Source organism: Brevibacillus agri, from assembly GCF_004117055.1.
Taxonomy (GTDB): Bacteria; Bacillota; Bacilli; order Brevibacillales; family Brevibacillaceae; genus Brevibacillus; species Brevibacillus agri.
Genome location: NZ_CP026363.1, coordinates 51,001 through 70,743, shown reverse-complemented (window position 1 = coordinate 70,743; position 19,743 = coordinate 51,001). Strand labels below are relative to the sequence as shown.

Sequence of the window (19,743 nt, the reverse complement as noted above, 5' to 3'; positions counted from 1 at the left end):
CCAGCCAAGAAAGCCGGAAAGCACCCCCACCCCCCTGAGCCTCGCTGCCCGCAATCATGCCAGCCGCCACAGGGCGAGCTTGCGATAGAGCAAAAAAATCAGCCCATTGCCGACGGCTGCGGCGAGAAATACCGCCCACGGGCCGAACGATACCGTCATGAAGCCGGAGCCGTAGATGGAAAAGACGATGCCCAGCTTGAAGATGGAGCCGGTAATGCCGCTGATCCGCCCGATCAAATGGGCCGGGGTAGTCTCCTGGCGAAACGTCCAGATGCACACATTTTCAACGGTAGAAATCAGCCCGGTGAGAAACAGCGACAGACAGAGCAACCACGTACTGCTGGCAAAAACCATGAGCAGGTAGGAGAAGCCGAGCAACAAAATCGTCGTGCCCATCAACTGCCCAATCGGAAAGCGCCGCCGCAGGGAGGCTACCGCCGAGCTGCCAACAAGGCCGCCGAGACCGGCCGCGGACAGAACCAGCCCGAGCGTAGACGTGTCCAGCCGCAACTGGTCTTTGGCAAAGAAAATAATCATCGCGTCGTACATGCCGGAAGTCGCGTTGAGAAAAATGACGAGCAGGCTGATGCGCCACAGCGCCTGATTGCGCAAAAGCTCGATCCAGCCGGCCTTCAGCTCCTGCCAGAAGCCTGTTTTTGGCGCCGGGGGCGTATCGGTCTTTTCCAGAAACGAGATGGCGACAAAAGCCAGCAAATAGGCGAAGCCTGTAATCAACAAACCCGCGTGCAGGCTGGCGAGCAGCAGGATAAAGCCCGTGAGCGCCGGACCCATGATCTCGATGAACGTAGTCATGAAGGAAAAGCGGGCGTTTGCCGAGGTGAGCAGCGGTGTGGGGACAACCTGCTTGAGCATGCTGACCCGGGCATTTTGAAAGCCGTAGTGCAGGGCCATCAGCAAAAATCCGGCCACGTAGTAGTGCATGATCTGGGCCTGGCCCGCCGCTGACAAGCCGTACAGCAAAAACAGCAGCACCATTTGCCCGAACACCATCCATTGCGACCAGCGCTTTTTGGAAAAGCGGTCGACCCATACGCCAATGAACATGGCGAGCAGCAAATTGGGCAAAAACTCGATGCTTTTCATCGTCGTCATCGCTACGGGTGACTGGGTCATGTCGTACAAAATAAGCGGCAAGGCGAGTTCGTACACTTTGCTGCCGCAAGCGAGCAAAGTCGAGGTGCAAAACAGGACGAGAAACGGCCGGTTGCGCCAGAGCGAGGCGCTCTGCGGCGATTGCGGATTGGCCTTCGGTTTTGTTTGGCTGACCAGCATGGACATCATAACCCCCCTCTTTGTACTCCATTGTAGTTGGAAAAAGGGGAAGAAAAAGGGTAGAGTAATAAGAGAACAAGTTCCCCTTTTAACGAAAAGAGTGAGCGGACGATGCAGATTGTTTATCATTACTTGCGCTTGCGCCAGCATTTTGCCGACAGGCCGGAGGGCGAGGCGCTGGAGATTACGTTGAGCGAGTTGGCCGAGATTTTTTGCTGTACGGTTCGCAATGTCAAAAACATTTTGAAGCAATTCTCGGAGCAAGGCTGGATTGAGTGGATGCCGGGCCGGGGGCGCGGGCGAGGATCGCGGCTCGTCTTCGTGCGCAGTGCGGAGCAGATCGTCATCCCGCTCGCCAAGGCGCATATCCAGCACGGCGACCTGGAGCGGGCCATGCAGCTTCTCCATGAGTCGGAGCTGTCTGCAAGGGGCAGGGAACGCTTTTTCGACTGGCTCTCCGGTCAGTTTGGCTTTCGCAGTCAAACAGTGGAAACGCGCACATTGGACACGCTGCGCATGGCCTTTTACCGGACAATTCCTTTTCTCGACCCGGCGTTTGTCAACCGACGGACCGAATCGCACATGGTCAGGCAAATTTTCGATACGCTCATTCGGTACGACGAGAAGCAAAACACGTACAAGCCGCACCTGGCCCATTACTGGGAGACGAATGAGGACGGGACGAGCTGGACGTTTTATTTGCGAAAAGGCGTGTCTTTCCATCACGGGCGCGAGCTTACGGCTCATGATGTGATCTGGACGCTGGAGCGGGTAGCTGACCCAAAGACGAAATCGCCGTATTGGTGGATGCTGCAGGATGTCGTGCGCATGACTGCGCTGCGGGACACCGTACTGCAAATCGAGCTGCGCCGCCCAAACTGTTTGCTGCCCGCCTATTTGGCCTCGGATCGGCTGTCCATCGTTCCTTGGGACGTGGTGCAGCAAAAAGGGGAAGAGTACAGCCGTCTGCCAGTCGGGAGCGGGCCTTTTCGCCTGGTGGAAAACGACGAGCAGATGTTTGTGCTGGAGGCATTTCCGACTTATTTTCTCGGGAGGGCCCATTTGGATCGGGTGGAAATCTGGGTGGTGCCGCCATTCGACAAGCGCAGCGAAAAATTTTTCGCCACAGCGAAAGAGGTGCACTTCCAGACAGCGTGGAGCATGCCGAAGCCGCTGGGCAGATGGCAGGAGCTGAAGCAGGTAGAGCGGGGAGCGACTTATCTCGCCTTTAACCTGAATCGGCAAGGACCGCAGCAAATTCCCGCTTTCCGCCAGGCGCTCGATCGCATCCTTTCGCGCAAGCAAATGATCGCGGAGCTGCGCGGAAATCGTTACGGGCGTGCCTTCAGCTTTTTCCCCGAGGTCGCCGGAGTGGAGCCAGCGTTAGCCGAGCAGAGCTGCGAGAAAAAACGGACTGCCGTCATGCAAAGCGGCTACCGCGGAGAGTGCTTGAAGCTGTTTACATACGAAGGAGCGGGAAACGAAAACAACGCGGAGTGGGTACAGCGGCATTTGGCGGAATGCGGCGTGGATGTAGAGGTGACTGTCGTGCCGATCGAGGAGTTGAAAAAGCCGGACGTGTTGCGGCAAGCCGATCTCGTTTTGGCGGGCGAAGTTTTTGATGAACAGTGGATTTTGGGCATGGTCGAGTTTTTCCGTTCGGATATCAGCTTTGTGCGTCAACTGTGGAGTCCGGCCTTGCGCGAGCAAATCGACCGCGAGCTGGAGCAGTTGATGGAGGAGCAGTCCGGGGAGTGCCAGCAAAGGAGGCTGCGCGATATCGAGCAGTTGCTCGAACAGCAATCGGCTCTCTTGTACCTGTACCATACGCGGCAGCATTCGGTCTACAACTCGGCGCTTGCCGGAGTCTCGCTGAATGCGCTCGGACAGGCCAACTACAAAGACATCTGGTTCAAACAGGAGCATGCTGCCGGTACAGATTGACGGAACACGCATGCGCGCGGGCATAAAAAAGAGGAGGTGTATTGGCTAGTTCCTCCTGCTTCTATTATAACATAAAGCTGAGGGAAATCCGAGTCTGTCCGCGAGGCGGCAATTGCGCTAAGATAGGGGTTCAATGACAAAAGCTGGGGGAGAGGCTATGAAGCGTTTCCGGTTCGACAGACAGGCAGGCAAGGAGATCGAACGTTTTGATTCTGTCAGCGCTGTGTTTTCCCGTATCGTGCGCACAGACGAGCCAGTGTCCATCGGCTGCATTCATCTGCAGGCTGGCGGAGTAGTGGGCTACCATCCGGCTGTTTGCCCGCAGCTTTTTCTCGTGGTCAGCGGAGAAGGCTGGGTGCGGGGAGAGGATGACCAGCGCATTCCGATTCAGGCGGGACAGGCGGCTTTTTGGGAGACGGGAGAAGGGCACGAATCGGGAACCGAGTCCGGCATGACGGCGATCGTCATCGAAGGCGAGCGGCTCGATCCGCAAAGTTTCATGCCGCTCTTGGAAGCATAGCTCTTCACGCCAACTGGGCAAAAGCGAACGAGAACATCTTGGAAAGTCGGTGTGAAACAGCAAATGACGTGGAAGACACACATGCTTCTGGGCGCAATCGCGGGCTACTGGGCGTACCCCTCCTGGGAGGGCAGCGTGATTGGAGCCACGATGGCGCTGGTGCCGGATATCGATCAGGCGCGAAGCAAGCTGGGGCATCTTTTCGGCCCTTTTTCGAAAATGCTGCAAAGAGGACTGGGCCACCGGACGATCACTCATTCCTGGGTCATCCTGCTGCTGCCGGCCCTTTTTTGGGGCGATACGCCAGCGGGCTGGGCTGCTCTCTGGGGGGTGCTGTCGCATCTGGTCAGCGATATGCTGGTGGGGCGTATTCAGCTTTTTTGGCCGCTGCGGACGGGGTGGATCGGCCTGCGGCTGTCGAAGACGCTCTATCGCACGGTAGACCGGCTCGTCTTTTACGCGGCGATCGGATTCATCATCTACATGGGATATCGGTAGAAAAAAAACCCTGCCTTGTGGACAGGGTTCTTTGCTTATCGCAGGTGCGCGGCTTACGGCATCATGAATTGCTGCACCAGCTCGGCGTTTTCCTGCATGAATTTTTGCGCTGCGGTTCCTGCTTCCTGCTGAATTTCCATCATTTGCTCGTCGGTAAGGTTTGCGAGGTTGATGGCATTATCAGCCGTCATCGCCGGAATCTCCAGCGCTTTTCCGAATTCTTGCTTGGACTTCACTTTCAGGCTGAATCCTTTTGGCATGTCAGGAGTCGGATTGTCGAAGTTGATTTTCACGCTGCCATCGGAATCGCGGCCGTTGTCTGTCGTCGTTTCGGATACAGTGATGTTCCCGTTCAAAGCGACTGGCTCGGAGTATTCATCCGCTACGACGAGAGCGAAGTCGTATTTGCCTGTTACTTTTTGGCCTTCCTTCACGGATTCGAACGTGGTAGCCAGATCCAGAGCAGGCTGCTCGTTGTCTTTGACCATCACGCTCAGCTTGCCGTTTGTTTTGCCGTTTTGCTCGGTCGCTTTGTACGTGTAGGACAGCTCGCCGTTTTTCGGGTCTTCCGGATTGTGCAGGGCGTAGCGATAGAATCTGTCTGCGCCTTTTTGGTAAGCGATGCCGCTGAAGAACAGTTGCTCTTCCTTGTTGTCTTTCCCGGTAAACATCAGCTTGCGGGACAGAATTTGGTGATCGCCGTCTACGAGCACGACCATTTTGAGCTGTTCCTTGCTTTCTGTAGTGGAGTCGTTGATGTCTTTCAGCAAGTCGTCGAAGCCTTGGTCGTAGTTTTTCTTGAATTCTTCCTTAGAAATTTCCTCTACGGCGTAGCCGCTGTCAGCCATCAATGTCGAAACATTGTGGTAGCGGGTGTAGATCAGGTCAAACAGCTTTTGGTCCGCTTTTGCCTTCTCCGCGAGCTTCGTTGCGAGGGCTTTCGCTTCTTCTTCGGTAAAGGTTACGGTGATTTCACGCGCGCTTTCCTTGAAGCCTTCTTCCGTGAAGGAAGCGTCCTTGTTGATGGTCACCTGGCTGTCCTTGATCGATTCCGCGTACAGCATCGCGTAAGGCGTCAGCGTGCTTTTCACTTCATCCTGGCTGATGCGGACAGCTTCCATCAGGTCACGATAAGTGAGGAAGCGCTTCGGCAGCTCTTGGCCGAACTTTTGGTTGAGCGCATCGCGGTCTTTCAAATCCATATAGCCATACTTGGAGTAAAACTCAGGCAGACGGAAACCGAACTGGGTGTCGTTCAGGAAATATTCAATAGTAGCCAGCTTCTTGTCCTTGAGATGGACTTCGAAGTTGCCTTGCTGCTGGTTTTTTTGCTCGTCGATGTTGCTTTGCATCACAATTTTTGCACTTTTCAACAGTTCGAGTACCTTCTGGGCTTGCGGGTCCGGGAGGGCAGCATCTACTGTAATGTCAGACAGCTCCGTAGTGGAGTGGACAGGTTTTTCCAGATATGGCTTCATGTAGTCTTCGTATTCCCCATAAGCCTTGGACATGTCAGATGAGAACTTCAGCATGCTCTCAGCTTCGGATTGCAGGTAGATCGTTTTCGCGCTTTTGAACAAGTCGAATTTGGCGTAGGCTGTTCCAAGCCCGCCCAAAATTACGACAGCAGCCGCTCCGGCAATTAACAGCGGCTTTTTCAAGCTTTTGCGTGGCGGGTTCACGTTTGTTGTGGTTTCCATGAGTTCCTCCCCTTTGTGACTATCTCTCTTTGGCGTGCGAATGCAAATGGTTTTTCGCACTCGATTTTGTATTGTACCATAAGGAGGATGGATGAAAGTGATTTCCAGTAAAATATTTCAAAAAAGAGGAAGAAAGACCCAAAAATAGGGCAGGCTGTTATGCAAATTCACCCTGGGACCGTTTTGTCTGATCCTTTCTTTCGTTTTCGGTGGGAATCGACGAAAATGGATGGTACAAGCAGGTTTTTGGGGGCTATAGAGACAAGAGATGGATAGGAGGAGATCGTGTGGACTTTCGCGTGCTGCAAACGTTTCTGGTGGCGGCTACAACCGAAAATTTTCATCAGACGGCTGAGGCGTTGTTTATCGCTCAGCCCACTGTCAGCCAACATATCCGGCAATTGGAAAAGGAGCTGGGGATCAAGCTGTTTGAACGCGTCGGCAAGCGCGTTCGGCTGACGGCAGCAGGCAAGCGCTATCTGCCGCATGCAAAAGGGCTTTTGGAACAGTGGCACCACAGCATGGAGGATTTGCAGGCGTGGCGCCAAGGGTATCGGGAAAAGCTCCAGGTGGCAGTCTCGCCGATCATTGCCCGTGCCCGCTTCTCCCATTTGCTTCACCGTTTTACCAGGCAGTATCCCGATGTCGACATCTCGATCAAAATTGCCGACTCCGTCGAGATCGGCCCGCTGGTTCAGAGTGGACAAGTAGACCTGGGACTGACCCGGATGGTGCCCGGAGAGTTCCAGTTGGACACGTACATGCTGTACGAGGACCCGGTTGTATTTGCGGTACCGCACAGCGGCGGGGACATAGACGCACCGCTGCCCGATTGGGAGCAGGAGGTGCAGTCCAACCGTTTGCTGACCCACAATCACCCGGGCTACTGGGACGAGCTGCTGCTGCTTTTGCGCCAGAGAGGGCTGGCCTTGCGCACGATGGCTGTCTCGCAGGTGGACATTACCAAACGCTTCATTGAAGACGGGCTTGGCGTCTCTTTTTTGCCACGTTCGGCCGTGAGCCGGGATTTGTTCGAAAATCGCTTTATCGAGCTGCCTACGCCGGGACTTGTGTTGCCAAAGGTCGCCTCCTACCTGCTCGTGCCCAAAGCCGGGATCAGCGAGCCTGCGAAGCACTTCATGGAGATTTTGCAGGCGCTGTATCCGCCGATGTCTCCGGTCATGCAAGGAGGAAGCAAGGCATAGCTTGGGCTGCTGTAAACCCGAATGATTACGAAATGTGATTAATAGCGGGTTTTAATTCTATTTCCCTTTCATATTGATAATCGATATACTGGAGGGAAAAGAGATGAAAAAGGAGTGGCGATCATGACAAAACAACATCCTTTGGCAATTGGTCTGGATGGAATCGCCGTAGCAGAAACAGACCTGAGCCTGGTCGATGGAATTAACGGACTGCTTGTTTACCGCGGGCATTGGGCACGCGATCTCGCTATTCATCACACATTTGAAGAAGTCGCACACCTGCTCTGGTTCGGACATATGCCAAGCGAGCAGGAGCTTACAGAATTGAAGAACAAGCTCAAAGCAAACCGCGAACTGCCGGAACATGTCAAAGGAATCCTGAAGCTGATTCCGGCAGATGTCGATATGATGAGCGTGCTGCGCACGGGTGTTTCCGCTCTGGGCAGTTCCTCCCACGGCTTCCCGCCAACCATTGATGAGGTCATCGCGCTGGCAGCGAAAATGCCGACGATTGTCGCGTACCGCTTCGCCTGTCTGGAAGGCCGCGAGCCGCTCGACCCGAATCCGGAGCTGGATCACACGGCAAACTACCTGTACATGTTAAAAGGGGAAAAGCCGAATCCGGCTCATGTGCGGGCGCTGGATGCGTACCTGATTTTGACGCAGGAGCACGGCATGAATGCCTCTACCTTCGCAGGCCGCGTCGTCAGCTCTACAGAGTCTGACCTGATTTCTGCGGTTACGGCGGCCATCGGCACCTTGAAAGGTCCTCTGCACGGTGGCGCTCCGTCCGAAGTGACCGAGATGATCGAAGCGATCGGCACGAAGGAAAACGCGGAGCCGTGGATTCGCAACAAGCTGGAAAACGGCGGCCGCCTGATGGGATTCGGACACCGCGTCTACAAAACCGTCGACCCGCGGGCAACCGCTTTGCGCGTCGTCGCTTCCGAGCTGTCGGCCAACGATCCGTGGTTTGACCTCGCGACACACGTAGAAAAGGTCGGCCTGCAACTGCTGGAAGAATACAAGCCAGGCCGCAAGCTCAATACAAACGTCGAGTTCTTTGCCGCCGCAGTGATGCGCGCGGTAGGGCTGGACGACAACCTGTTCACGCCGACGTTCGCCGTCAGCCGCGTGGTTGGCTGGACCGCTCACATTTTGGAGCAAGCCGCGAAAAACCGGATCATCCGTCCTCAATCGAATTACATCGGCACCATGCCGGAATAATAGAGAAGGCGTCTTGTCTTTTGTTTTGGAGAAAAGCTATCCGTTGGCGCGGGTGGCTTTTTTTGCTGCAGAAATGAGTTGGGGCAAGGCTGTACGCCGGGTCAGATCAGGCAGGGCTTGCTTGTGCAGGTGAGGTGATAAGACGGCAGTTTTCGTAAGCGAGACACCGTGCGCTGACGGTTAATTGTGGTCGTAGCGATGGACGGAGAAAATAAGAGGAAACGGTTTAGGTGCTTTGGCTTCCGGTAAGGGAGTTGGGGCTGTCTGCTTCGTATGGGTGGAGGGAAAACGCGTTAAATGAAGGGAGTCTGGGCAGGTTGCTGGTTCGAGGTTGAAGATGATAAAAGGCGTGTTTTGGCTTTTAGCTGGAAGGCTGGTCGAGCGGCATCGGCAATAGACTTCCGAGTATTCGCTACCAATTCTTTTTTTCTTGCTTTTTGTAACCCATCGACGAACACATTCGCTCCTGACGAGGAAAGAGGAGAAATCCGCGAAAGCTCTTTGGGATACCGACCGGGCAGTCTAACCCCCAGCGGGTATCCCAAGAAGCTCCAGCCATCTCGTCTCATTCCTTCCCCCAACAAAAGCACCGACAAAACAAACCATGCTGACCTTTTCCAACCGCCCCACCAGAAAATCCCCAAAGTGCAGCCAAGGGATTGCAGAGCACGCTAACTTTTGGCATGATAATGAAAAAAAGTAAGGAGTGGAACAAATGGCTTTGTTGTCTACCCCGTTTCAGTTCAAAGGATTGACCTTGAAAAATCGCGTAGTCATGCCGCCGATGTGCCAATACTCCGTGGAAGCGCAGGACGGTACGCCGACAGACTGGCACTTCGTTCATTACGTGTCCCGCGCGGTAGGAGGCACAGGCCTCATCATCGTAGAGATGACAGACGTAGAGCCGGACGGCCGCATTTCCAACTACGACCTCGGACTGTGGTCCGACGAGCAGATTCCCGCGTACCAGCGAATCGTCTCGGAAGTTCACAAATACGGCGCGAAAATCGGCATCCAGATCGGGCATGCGGGCCGCAAAGCGGAAGACGCGGAAGTTCCCGTGTCTGCATCCGCGATTGCGTTTCCAGGCTCCCGCTACAAAACGCCGCGAGCACTGACCACAGAAGAAGTCAAAGCGATGGTTGTCAAGTTTCAGGAAGCGGCAAGACGCGCGGTGGAAGCAGGCATGGACACGATCGAGATTCACGGCGCTCACGGCTACTTGATCCACCAGTTCCACTCCCCACTGACAAACGTGCGGGAAGATGAGTACGGACGCGACAAAGCTTTGTTTGGCGTGGAAGTCATCGCCGCCATCAAAGAAGTGATTCCAGCAGACATGCCGCTCATCATGCGCGTCTCTGCCGTGGAATACGTAGATGGCGGATACGGCCTGGACTACAGCACAGAGCTGTGCCGCAGATACAAGGAAGCAGGCGTTGACATTTTCCACCTGTCGAGTGGCGGCGAGGGCCCGATCGGCTCCGGCGGACGTCCGGGAATCCATCCTGGCTATCAGGTTCCGCTTGCCCGGGCGATCAAGCAGGCGCTCGATGTTCCGGTCATCGCGGTAGGGAACCTCGACGATCCGAAGCTGGCAGAAGCAGTGATTGGCAACGGCGACACGGATTTGGTTGCAGTAGGCCGCGGCATGCTGCGCGATCCGTACTGGGCGCTGCATGCAATCCACGCGCTGTCGGCTGAAGAAGCCCAGCCGCCCAAGCAGTATGCGCGCGCGTTCTAAATGACATTTTTCAGAAGAAAGCGGGGCAACCTTTCATGCCGCGATGTGGCGGACATGGGGGGAAGCCCTTTTTCTTGTGCAGGGATTACACAACCTGGAAAGACGTATAAGATAAATGTCAGTCAGTACTGACAATCGTTTTTGAGGATGAGGGAAGCATGGACAGCAATCGTCTCAGCAGCAGTGAACGACTGATGATGGCAGCCATTGATCTTATCGCGGAAAAAGGCTATAACGGCGTCACGACGCAAGAAATCGCGGCAGCGGCAGGTTTGAGTGAAAAGACGCTGTTCCGCCAGTTCGGCAGCAAGCGCAATCTGCTGGAGAGCGCTTTTGACCGTTTTCATTATACGGAGGAAATGACAAAGCTGTTTGCGGAGCGGCTCGTGTGGGATTTGCGCGCAGACCTGCTTTTGGTCAGCCGGACGTACCATGAGCTGATGAACCGAAACCGGAAAATGATCTGGATCAGCATCAAAGACGAAGGACAACTGCCAGGCTTCCGCGAGCGCACGCAAAAGCATCCCCGCCAGCTTTTGACCTGGTTGACGAATTACTTCGCAGAGATGGGCAAAAGGGGCAAAATGGTTCGAACCAACCCGGAGGCACAGGCAACGGCTTTCATGATGATGAACTTCGGAGCGTTCATGAACAATCTGGATGGGCCGGACAACTTTTCGGGTGTCTCGCTGGAGGCGCTTATCGCGGAAAGCGTGGAGATTTTTGCTAGGGCGTTGACTCCCTAGTTTTTTTATCAAGTGAATGTCAGTCAGCAATCGTTTGCGCTGGCGCTCTTCGGCAGAATTTTGCAGGCGGCAGGGGCGGCCGCCATTCCGGCTACGGCGATGCTCATTCCCGTTCGCTATTTCCCGCCAGAGAGGCGTGGCTCTGTCCTCGGCATGACGGCAGTCGGGCTGGCGCTCGGCGGGGCGCTTGGGCTTGTGCTGTCGGCGCTCATCGTCAGCTTTGCGCATTGGCGCTGGCTGTTCGCCGTGCCGCTTTTGATTCTCGCGACGCTGCCGTTTTACCGCAAATATTTGGCAGAGGAAGATACGCTCTCGCGCGGGTCTTTTGATTGGCTGGGCGGCGCTCTGCTCGGCGTTTCGGTCGCGCTGTTGCTTCTTGGAGTCACGAACGGTACGTGGTGGTTCCTACTTGGCAGCCTGCTTACACTGGCGCTGTTCATCGTGCGGATTCGCCGGGCTGCCGATCCGTTTGTGCAGCCGAAAATTTTTGCCAACAAACGCTACACGGCAGGACTTGTACTCGCGGTTCTTATCAACGGAATGGGGATCGCGCTGTACTACGTCAGCCCGCTGCTGCTTTCGTCCGTGCAAGAGCTGTCGACAAACTGGATCGGCTTTGTCATGGTCCCGGCAGCCGTTGCCTCGGCGCTTCTCGGCAGAGTGGGCGGGAAGCTCGCAGACCGGAAAGGGAACGCGTACCTGTTTTTTCTGGCGTCCGGCTTGCTGCTGGTCTGCTTTGGACTGCTCTCTACTTTTACGGGCATAGCAGTCATCGGGATTGCCTGCTTTTTGATCTTTGGCAATGTGGGCCAGTCGTTCATGCAAATTACGCTGGCAAATTCGATTTCCGGAACCTTGGCGAAGGAGCAGGCGGGAGTAGGGATGGGGATTTTTTCGATGCTGAACTTCATCTCCATGGGGATTGCTTCGGGGATTTACAGTAAAGTGATTGATCTTGGCGCAACGACCCAGTGGAATCCTGTGAACCCGTACGCGGCCGCCTTTGTTTACAGCAATATCTACCTGGTGCTTGCCGCTTTGCACGCGCTGATTTTCCTGTTCTACTATTTCCGCTTCGGCAAAACCCGTAGCTCCGGCTTGCAGGCCAACAGTTGAAGCGAATCCCCCAAAACGGCCAGTATGGTAGACTAAGGAAAAAAGGACGGCTGGAAAAGGGGAGGCGGTTTGCGGGAGCTGTCTGCCATCCGGTTTCGTGAAAAGGAACCGCTTTTTACGCAAATTTATCATTATCTAAAAGACGAAATCAGGCACGGCCATGTGCAGGACGAGGAATTTCTGCCTTCGATCCGCAGTTGCGCGCAATCGCTTGGCGTCAGCAAAAATACGGTGGAAGTCGCATACCAGTTGCTCGTCTCGGAAGGCTACGCCAGGAGCATCCCGAAAAAAGGCTACCAGGTCGTGTATCAGGCAGAGCGTCCTTCGATCACGCCAGCCGCAAGTCCGGGGGAAGCGCAAGCGGCGGACATTCGCATAGATTTTCGCTACGGCGATATCGAATTGGGGCGTTTTTCGTTTCAGCAGTGGAACAAACTTCGCAACCGCGTAATCGCTGACCACCAGCAGCGCTATATGGTCGAGGAGCAGCCACAGGGCGAGTTTGCCCTGCGCAAAGAGCTGGTGAAGCTGCTGCACGAGACGCGCAAAGTCGCGGCTGCGCCGGAGCAGATCATCGTCGGCGCGACTCCACAGCAGCTTGTGTCGGTTCTCGTTCAGTTGCTGGACAGGGAAAAGCAGGTCATCGGCGTGGAAAACCCCGGCTATGACGGGGCGCGAAACACGTTTGCAAACGGCGGCTATCAGGTGCGGGGCATATCCCTTGGGGCGGACGGCGTTTCTATGCAGGAGCTGGTCGATAGCGGGGCCGATGTCATGTACGTGAGTCCGTCGCAGCAGTTCATCCACAAGCTGGTCATGCCGCTCGAAAAACGGCATGCGTTGAGCGAATGGGTGCAGTCCCGGGCGTATATCGTGGAGGATGACTACGAGTGGGAGTTCAAGTACGAGGAAAGCTTTCTCCCCGCGATCCAGAGCCTGTCTCCGCAAAAGGTGGTCTACATCGGACGCCTGTCCAAAGCGCTGCTGCCTGTCTGCAACGTCAGCTATCTCGTCCTGCCGTATGAGCTGTTGGCGCGCTTTCACCAGCGGGTGCCGGAATACGATCAACCCGTTTCCAGGCTCGATCAGTTGACTTTGGCTGCATATTTGTCGGACGGCTATTGGCACAGGCACGTGCAGGCCATGCGCAAAAGCTACGCTGACAAGCGCAAGGCATTTCTTCAGGCCGTCTCCCGCTGGATGGGCGAGCGCGTGGAAGTGGAAGGGAAGGACACGGGACTGCACGCTTTTTTGACCGTGCAGAAAAAGGGCAGCGAAGCGGAGTGGATGGAGCGTGCTGCGCGGTGCGGCGTGAAGGTGTACGGAACAGCAAGGTACTGGGTGCATGACACGCGGCAGTATGCGACGGTATTGCTTGGGTACGGCGCTTTGAGCGAGCAGGAGATCGAGGAAGGCATTCGCCTGCTCGCTTCTGCCTGGTTCGGGTGACTGTACCCTTTTTTTCTGTCCCGCTCACCTTGTTCCATCTGTCCCTTCAAGCAGTGGCCCTTGACCCTCTATGATGGACAAGAAAGCGACAAAGCAAAGGGGACAAACACGAGATGAGATTTATATTCGATCTGGACGGGACAATCTGCTTCAAAGGCCAGCCGATCTCCAAAGCCCGTTGTCAGTGAAGCGGGAAGGGTGCTAGGATGGAAATAGAAAAGTTATCAGTATTTCGACTGATGCAACGGGAACACTAAAAAGAAACCGACACGGTGCGGGAACACTATGTCGGCAGTACAAGACGGCCCCTTTCAGGGGATCGGCTCAAGTTTATTGCACGACTGACAAAATGACCGCCTTAGCCTGTCAAAGCTTTAAGGGCGGTCATTTCGTTTGGTCAGGGCAACGACGATTGCTACGACAAGGCTCAACAGTCCGACAAGAAAACCGCCAAACTGGAGCATGAGCGAAAGCGTTTCAGGAAGTACTTGCCACGCTCCCACGCTCCTTCCGTTTCCGACGCGGGAGATGAGCCGACCATCTAACTCAGCTTTGAACGGCTGAAAGAAGAAATCCGCCAGCGGCAAAGAGCGATCCAGACTGGCCCCAAGTATTATCAGACCAAATGCGCAAAATACGTATCAATTACAATATTTGTGCAAGTGTACGCCAACATAACCATCACAGCATATATCGCATAATCGAGTACAAGCTCCTTTTTATTGCTATGAAAACCTTTCCTATATATCACTTTCACAGTCCACACGACAATAACAAACCCCATGATGTAATAACCATTTTTCAAAAAGTGATAAATAGTAGTATCGCCAAGGGCATGGGGATCGGCTAGCAAAAATACGAGCATTTCTCCAAAAAAAGTATATACGACTGACAAACAGCACATGGCTACATACTTTTTCATGCATGACCACCTGCCTTTCCCTTTCCGCATGGTACTAGCCAGCCCACCCTTCATTGGAGCGGGCCGACTGACGTTCGTTACTCAGAACCAGCGATTGTCGTCATACCAGCTTGTACCTTCATGTCCCCAATATAGGCTACCCATCCTTGATTTTCCAGAAAAACCTCAATACATCACCATATTCCCCGTCTCTTTCATATGCCTTTCCGCTTTTTTCAACAGCAGGACCGTCGCCATCACCAGCACAAGCAAGACACCGACCAAAAGCGCCAATTCGGGCAGCAAGGACGCGAGCGAAGCCCCTTCCATCAGCAAACCGCGCACGAGCTGGAGAGCGTAGGTCAACGGAAAGCAAAAGGAAATCGCCTTGGCCCAGAGCGGATAAGCCATGGGCGGGAGGCGGACGCCGGAGAAAATCAGCATCGGCTCATCCAGCACGGTGTACAAAAAGCTGGAATCGCGGGAAAACAGAAACAGGACGCTCAAAAATCCACCCCAGACGATCGCCGAGCCGAGCAGGACGACAAAGGCGAGCGGCACTGCCCACCATCCGCTCAGGTGAACGCCGCCGACGAACAAAAGCGCAAGCAGCGTGAAGCAAAAGAACAGCCAGCCCCCCTCGACGAGCGAAGACAGCGAGCGCCCGTATAGAAAGGCCAGACGATTGACCGGGCTGATAAAAATCATCTCCATCGTCCCCGCCTCCCGCTCAAAGCTCATTTGCCAGGCAGACTGCACCAGGCACCAGAAAAAAATGTAGCCGAGATACCCGGTCAGCAAAAACAGGGGCAGTTGTTCCGGCGAGAGAAAGCGGGCAAGCGGCGAGTCAGCCCCCAGGCGAAAAGGGGCAAAAGAATAATACGCGGTCACAAACATGATGGCTGGCCAGATGAGCAGGCTGAAGTACACCATTTTGCTGTGAAAAGAATGGCGGTGCTCCTTCACCATTTCCGCCCACAGCAAGGAAGCGAGCTGTTTCATGCGCCTCTCCTTTCCGCCATGTGCAGGATGACGTCCTCCAGCGACGGCTGCTCGGTGTGCAGGCGCAGGACAGGCGATTGGTGGGCGGCCAAAAGCGAGAGCAGCGGAGTCGTCATATCGGTTTTGCCGCGCAAGGTCACTTCCCATGTCTGTTCGTCCGTCTCCGCGATTTCCCGCGTGCCGCCGTTGCGCAGGGCGAGCTTTTGCAGATCGGTGTCCAGCGTGTCGGAGAGGGCGGGGATCACGACGTGCAAAGCCGTCTCCAGGTGGAGCGAGCGAGTCAACTGCTCGGGCGTGTCGTGGGCGACGAGCTTTCCTTTGTCGATGATGTACACCTCGTCACACAGTTCCTCGACCTCGTGGATGTAGTGGCTGGTCAAAAGAATCGCTTTTCCGTGCTCTACAGCCAGTTCCTTGACATGCTTGCGAAGCTGTCTGGCGATGGGCGCGTCCAGCCCCAGCGTCGGCTCATCCAGGAACAGGTAGCGCGGGTCGTTGATGAGTCCGCGGGCGATTTGCAGCCGTTGCTTCATCCCTTTGGAGTAGCGCTCGACAGGCGTATCGGCCGCGTCCAGCAGTCCGACCTGCAAAAGCAAGGCGTCAATCCGGCTGCGCAGCGCCTGGCCGTGCAGTCCGTACAAGCTGCCGAAATACTGCAAGTTTTCCCGCCCGGTCAACCGCCAGTACAGCATCCGTTCGCCGCCCGCAATCATGTTGACCTTGGCCTTCACGAACCGATCGTCTTTTACCGCGTCATATCCGTCAACCGTAATCGTGCCGCTGGTCGGGGTGAGCAGCGTGGAGCACATTTTGATCGTCGTCGTCTTTCCCGCGCCGTTGATGCCCAACAGCCCGATGATTTTGCCGGGCACCATCCGAAACGAAACGTCGGAGACCGCCTCGACCTGTTTCCATTGCTGCCGGAGCCAGCCTTTTTTCTCCTTCACCCGATATACTTTCCGCACATTTTCCACAATCAGCATGAGAAAAAACCTCCTGTTATCCAAAGATTGATTCGACGACGCGCTTTTCCATCCGCCGCATGCCCCACACGCCGATCGCGAGGTAGACGAGCGACAGAGCCGCCATGTGGAAAAGCTGTGGGGAAACGGCGATCAGCGGCTTGCCCTGGATCACGCATTGGCGAAAAGCGTCCAGCGCAGGGGCAAGCGGCATGATCGCGCCCAGCGGCTGCAGCCATTCCGGCAAGTACGGGATGGGAAACGTGACGCCAGATACAAACGCCATGATGACAAACAGCGTGTTTTGCGTGATGTACGTATCGCGAAAGCGCAGCATCAGGCTGCCCAAGACGAGCGCCTGACAGAAAAACGCCCCGGTAGACAAAAGCCAGACAACGATAGCGCTCCCGATGTGGGCGTGGACAAGCGTAAGCCCGAACAAGGCGCCGACGATGACGATGACGGAAAATTCAAACACTGTGCGCATGAGCTGTTGGGCAACGTTGCCCAAAAAGTATCCTCTGCGCAGGGACGGGGTGAGCAATACCGCCTCCAGTGTTCCTTCCCGCAGCTCGGTAATGAGCGAGCGGCTGACATTCATCAGCGTGGAGACGGCAAAAGCGTAGAAGGCGCCGCCCAAAATGGCGTAGGACAAATAATCGTCTGTCCCCGTCAAATGCAGGAAACGGCCGTCCAACTGCCCGGCAAATACGTAATGATAGGCAAAGTAGGCGAACAGCACGGTGTACACGCCAGACAGGATGTGGCCGATGACGAACGACCACGGGTAGGCGCGCATCATTACCAGCGTATTGCGGACAAAGGTTGCTTTGGCAACTCGAAACACGTCAGTTCCTCCGTTCAGATGGTTTTGGCGTCGAGAGTGCAAGGCCAGGGGCAGGCATGTCGATGAACTCGTGAAGATCGACAGCCAGTTGTTCCAGCCGGGAAGTGATGCCGCGGTAAAACACGTACCGACCGCGCCGCTCGCTCCAGACGAAGCCCGCCTCTACCAGCAGCTTCAAATGCTTGTTGACGGCTGGCTCGCTGATGCCGTGCAAGTCTGCCAACTGCTGCGTGCAGTAAGGGTGATCGAGCAGCGACTTGAGAATAGCCGTCCGCGTCGGGTCGCTGAACACCTTCATTTTCAGCGTGAAGTCCGCGGGAATGGTTGAGGCTGTGGAGATGCCCGGAACGTCGACCGCAAAGCCGACGGAAATATGCTCCCCGCAAATGCCGAGCAGCAGGTGGGGCGAGACGAAGGTGGAGGCGCGCAGGTGGATGCCCGCCAGCTCGGAGTAGGCGAAGGTGTACGTCTGCGCTTTGTGAAACTGCAAAAAGTTCTCATGCACCTTCAGCCGAGGATGCACCTGCGCCAAAAAGCCGACCGGATCCGCGGCAATCCGCTCCTGTCCCTCGTGGACCGCGCGTACCAGCCAAGGTTCGATGCGCCGTTCCTCTGCCCGGAAAAAAGGGAGGTAGGCGTGGCAAAACTCAAGAAAACGGCGTTTTGTGGACAAGGGATGCCGCAGTAACTCCCGATGCTCCGGCTTGAGCTGCTCAAACAGATCGTCCGTGTGCCCTTGCATCCACTGTTGCAGTTGCCGGGGGTGATAGACAGGCCCCAGCATCAACTGGGCAAACTGTGCCGCATCCATTGCCTGCAACTGCTCCAGGCTGGCCTCGACGGAATGCTCGTATCGCTCCTCCCACGGCACCAGGAAGTCCATTGCATCGAGAAACTGGTTGGACATGTTGCTGAACTGGTGCAGCTTTTTCACAAGCGATGCGGGAAGCGCGGAGAGAGACTCCTGCGCCCAGCCAAGACGGCTCGTGTGGTGGTCAGGGTTGGCGAGCACGTGCAGGCTGAGAAAAAACTCGTGACCCGGCACGTACGCAATCGACAAATGCTTTTGCAGCCAGGCAGCCAGGTCTTGCATTGCGAAACCTCCTTTCTTTTCGATTAACCGTTTGGTGAATTGAATTTACGAGTGGGCAAAAGTGAAAAAATTATGCAAGAGGAAGAAACGGTTGTCAAGCGAAAAAAAGCAACCACAGACGCCGGGAGCGCGTGGTTGCTTCATGATCGTGCCCGTTACACTTCTTTTGGTTCACTCGGACTGCTGGTCTGCTCATAGGCCACCAGCGCCTGGACAGCTTGCTGCATGTCCGCAAGTTCTTGCTGCGACAAGGGATGTTCCTGGTAACGATACTGCTCGTAAAAGTCGGTGATTTTGCCTGCCAGCTCCAGTTGTGCCGCCGTCAGCGCAGGATGCTTTTGCAGCCGCTGCAAAAACTCCTGCGTCGTTTCATGCGGGTGGATCGTGACACCTTGCTTGCCCATCGTCTGCAAAAACTGGAAGTAGGCGTAGCGGGTCGCGTCGTCTGCGGGGCCAAGCGGTTTTTTGAACCATTTGGAGACATCCCATTCCGCCGCTTCGCCTTCAGCAGCGGGGGGCAGCGGGGCCAGATCAATCGCCGGGGCAGCCGTGATTGCTTTTTCCTCCTGCCAGTTGCGATTGCGCCGTTTCCACATGTACCTGCCCAACAGAAACAGCGCTACGACGACGACAAGCGAGATCAGATAAGGCTCCAGCAAGGAAAAGAGCGGTTCGCCCTGGCTGACAGGGTCCAGGGGAGGATTGCCGCCTTGCCCTTCGTTGTTCAGCACATTATGAACGCGCTGGTCTTTGTCCAATACTTGCGACAGCCCGGAAATCCACTCCGCCAGCATCTGCAAGGCAGGCTCGATCAGCATGTAAAGCCCGGTGCCAAGCGGTCCTTTCACCCACGACCAGAGCAGGCTCAACAAACCGAGCAGGGCAGAGGCAGCCGCCACATAGCCAACTGTCACAAGCAGGCGCGTCCCCAGCACCTGACCCGCGAGCATCAGGCGGAGGCGGGCAGGCAGGCGGATGGGAAGGGCTTCCTCCCGCAGCAGGTAAGCCCCGACCGCGATCAGCACGTAGCTTGCGGTCACGAGGGCGAGCATGCCGAAGTAAGGGGCAGGCGAAAACGTCTCCGAATCAACGGCAGTTCCGTACAGAGCCGCGACAACCAACTGGATCAGGCAAACCATAAAGGCCAGAACGAACCGCCGCAGCAGACTGACATGGTTGATCCCGTTTGCAGCCGCTCCCTGAATCCGCCAAAAAAAGACGCCTGCCAGGGCGAGGGCGATCAGCCACGAGCCGAACAGAACAAAGCTGAGCACCCCGACGCCAAGCACAAACGGATAGAGCAAGAGATGCAGCACGGTATGGCGGCCGCCGTGGTGATACAGCCAGCTTCCCGCGATCAGGAGCAGACAGCCAGCGAGGCAAAAGAACAGCAGCGCGCCAAAGTCTGCCGTCATCCAGCCAAGCATCATCAGCGAACCGCCAACGAGCAGCGCCTCCAGCCAAAACGTCAGCGTCCATCGGCTCACGAGGGAAAA

Annotated in this window: 18 protein-coding genes; 9 read left to right on the top strand and 9 right to left on the bottom strand. The window is 55.7% G+C overall.

The window, feature by feature from the left end; translation table 11 throughout:
* Nucleotides 1-54: 54 nt before the first annotated feature.
* Complete coding sequence (locus BA6348_RS00355) at nt 55-1,302, bottom strand: MFS transporter (RefSeq protein WP_025845763.1); 1,248 nt, start codon at nt 1,300-1,302, stop codon at nt 55-57.
* 102 nt (nt 1,303-1,404) lie between these two features.
* Here BA6348_RS00355 and BA6348_RS00350 point away from each other — a divergent pair, with 102 nt between their 5' ends.
* The 3 genes from BA6348_RS00350 (at nt 1,405) to BA6348_RS00340 (ending at nt 4,255) form a co-directional block, all read left to right on the top strand.
* A complete protein-coding gene (locus tag BA6348_RS00350) occupies nt 1,405-3,237 on the top strand; it encodes an SgrR family transcriptional regulator (RefSeq protein ID WP_007780927.1) in 1,833 nt (610 codons plus the stop codon).
* A 157-nt stretch (nt 3,238-3,394) separates the two neighbouring features.
* Nucleotides 3,395-3,757, top strand: coding sequence for a cupin domain-containing protein (locus tag BA6348_RS00345; RefSeq protein WP_005834010.1), 363 nt, complete (start codon nt 3,395-3,397; stop codon nt 3,755-3,757).
* Between the two features lie 51 nt (nt 3,758-3,808).
* Nucleotides 3,809-4,255, top strand: a complete 447-nt coding sequence (locus tag BA6348_RS00340) for a metal-dependent hydrolase (protein WP_237716571.1) — start codon at nt 3,809-3,811, stop codon at nt 4,253-4,255.
* Between the two features lie 53 nt (nt 4,256-4,308).
* Here the strand turns inward: BA6348_RS00340 and BA6348_RS00335 are convergent, their stop codons facing one another.
* Nucleotides 4,309-5,955, bottom strand: a complete 1,647-nt coding sequence (locus BA6348_RS00335) for a DUF6583 family protein (protein ID WP_005834013.1) — start codon at nt 5,953-5,955, stop codon at nt 4,309-4,311.
* Nucleotides 5,956-6,242: 287 nt separating this feature from the next.
* Between BA6348_RS00335 and BA6348_RS00330 the strand changes: the two genes are divergently transcribed.
* The 6 genes from BA6348_RS00330 to pdxR all read left to right on the top strand — a co-directional run bounded on the left by BA6348_RS00330 (nt 6,243) and on the right by pdxR (nt 13,442).
* Nucleotides 6,243-7,160, top strand: coding sequence for a LysR family transcriptional regulator (locus tag BA6348_RS00330; protein ID WP_005834015.1), 918 nt, complete (start codon nt 6,243-6,245; stop codon nt 7,158-7,160).
* 123 nt (nt 7,161-7,283) lie between these two features.
* Nucleotides 7,284-8,387, top strand: a complete 1,104-nt coding sequence (locus BA6348_RS00325; RefSeq protein ID WP_026558284.1) for a citrate synthase/methylcitrate synthase — start codon at nt 7,284-7,286, stop codon at nt 8,385-8,387.
* Nucleotides 8,388-9,102: 715 nt separating this feature from the next.
* The gene (locus BA6348_RS00315) at nt 9,103-10,131 is read left to right on the top strand and encodes an NADH:flavin oxidoreductase/NADH oxidase (protein ID WP_122953216.1); all 1,029 of its coding nucleotides are present in this window, start codon (nt 9,103-9,105) and stop codon (nt 10,129-10,131) included.
* 158 nt (nt 10,132-10,289) lie between these two features.
* Nucleotides 10,290-10,877 (top strand): TetR/AcrR family transcriptional regulator, encoded by a 588-nt coding sequence (locus BA6348_RS00310; protein WP_007776816.1) that lies wholly within the window; start codon nt 10,290-10,292, stop codon nt 10,875-10,877.
* 12 nt (nt 10,878-10,889) lie between these two features.
* Nucleotides 10,890-11,993, top strand: a complete 1,104-nt coding sequence (locus BA6348_RS00305) for an MFS transporter (protein WP_174768829.1) — start codon at nt 10,890-10,892, stop codon at nt 11,991-11,993.
* Between the two features lie 69 nt (nt 11,994-12,062).
* Entirely contained in the window at nt 12,063-13,442 is a 1,380-nt protein-coding gene (gene pdxR, locus BA6348_RS00300; RefSeq protein ID WP_005835559.1) for a MocR-like pyridoxine biosynthesis transcription factor PdxR, read from the top strand.
* 374 nt (nt 13,443-13,816) lie between these two features.
* Here pdxR and BA6348_RS27075 read toward each other — a convergent pair whose 3' ends face one another.
* The 7 genes from BA6348_RS27075 to BA6348_RS00265 all read right to left on the bottom strand — a co-directional run bounded on the left by BA6348_RS27075 (nt 13,817) and on the right by BA6348_RS00265 (nt 19,734).
* Nucleotides 13,817-13,906 carry a putative holin-like toxin gene (locus BA6348_RS27075; RefSeq protein ID WP_221175370.1) on the bottom strand — a complete coding sequence of 30 codons (90 nt, stop codon included), beginning with the start codon at nt 13,904-13,906 and terminating at the stop codon, nt 13,817-13,819.
* Between the two features lie 152 nt (nt 13,907-14,058).
* Nucleotides 14,059-14,364, bottom strand: coding sequence for a hypothetical protein (locus BA6348_RS00290; RefSeq protein ID WP_122953217.1), 306 nt, complete (start codon nt 14,362-14,364; stop codon nt 14,059-14,061).
* A gap of 165 nt (nt 14,365-14,529) precedes the next feature.
* On the bottom strand, nt 14,530-15,345 hold the full coding sequence (locus tag BA6348_RS00285; RefSeq protein ID WP_005835554.1) for an ABC transporter permease: 816 nt from the start codon (nt 15,343-15,345) through the stop codon (nt 14,530-14,532).
* Nucleotides 15,342-16,328 (bottom strand): ABC transporter ATP-binding protein, encoded by a 987-nt coding sequence (locus tag BA6348_RS00280; RefSeq protein WP_026558281.1) that lies wholly within the window; start codon nt 16,326-16,328, stop codon nt 15,342-15,344. Before BA6348_RS00280 ends, BA6348_RS00285 begins: the two co-directional genes overlap by 4 nt.
* Before the next feature lie 16 nt (nt 16,329-16,344).
* Nucleotides 16,345-17,154 (bottom strand): ABC transporter permease, encoded by an 810-nt coding sequence (locus BA6348_RS00275; protein ID WP_007776835.1) that lies wholly within the window; start codon nt 17,152-17,154, stop codon nt 16,345-16,347.
* A gap of 1 nt (nt 17,155) precedes the next feature.
* Nucleotides 17,156-18,247 carry an ArsR/SmtB family transcription factor gene (locus BA6348_RS00270; RefSeq protein WP_026558280.1) on the bottom strand — a complete coding sequence of 364 codons (1,092 nt, stop codon included), beginning with the start codon at nt 18,245-18,247 and terminating at the stop codon, nt 17,156-17,158.
* Nucleotides 18,248-18,402: 155 nt separating this feature from the next.
* Nucleotides 18,403-19,734 (bottom strand): DUF4129 domain-containing protein, encoded by a 1,332-nt coding sequence (locus BA6348_RS00265; protein WP_237716574.1) that lies wholly within the window; start codon nt 19,732-19,734, stop codon nt 18,403-18,405.
* Between the last annotated feature and the right edge of the window lie 9 nt (nt 19,735-19,743).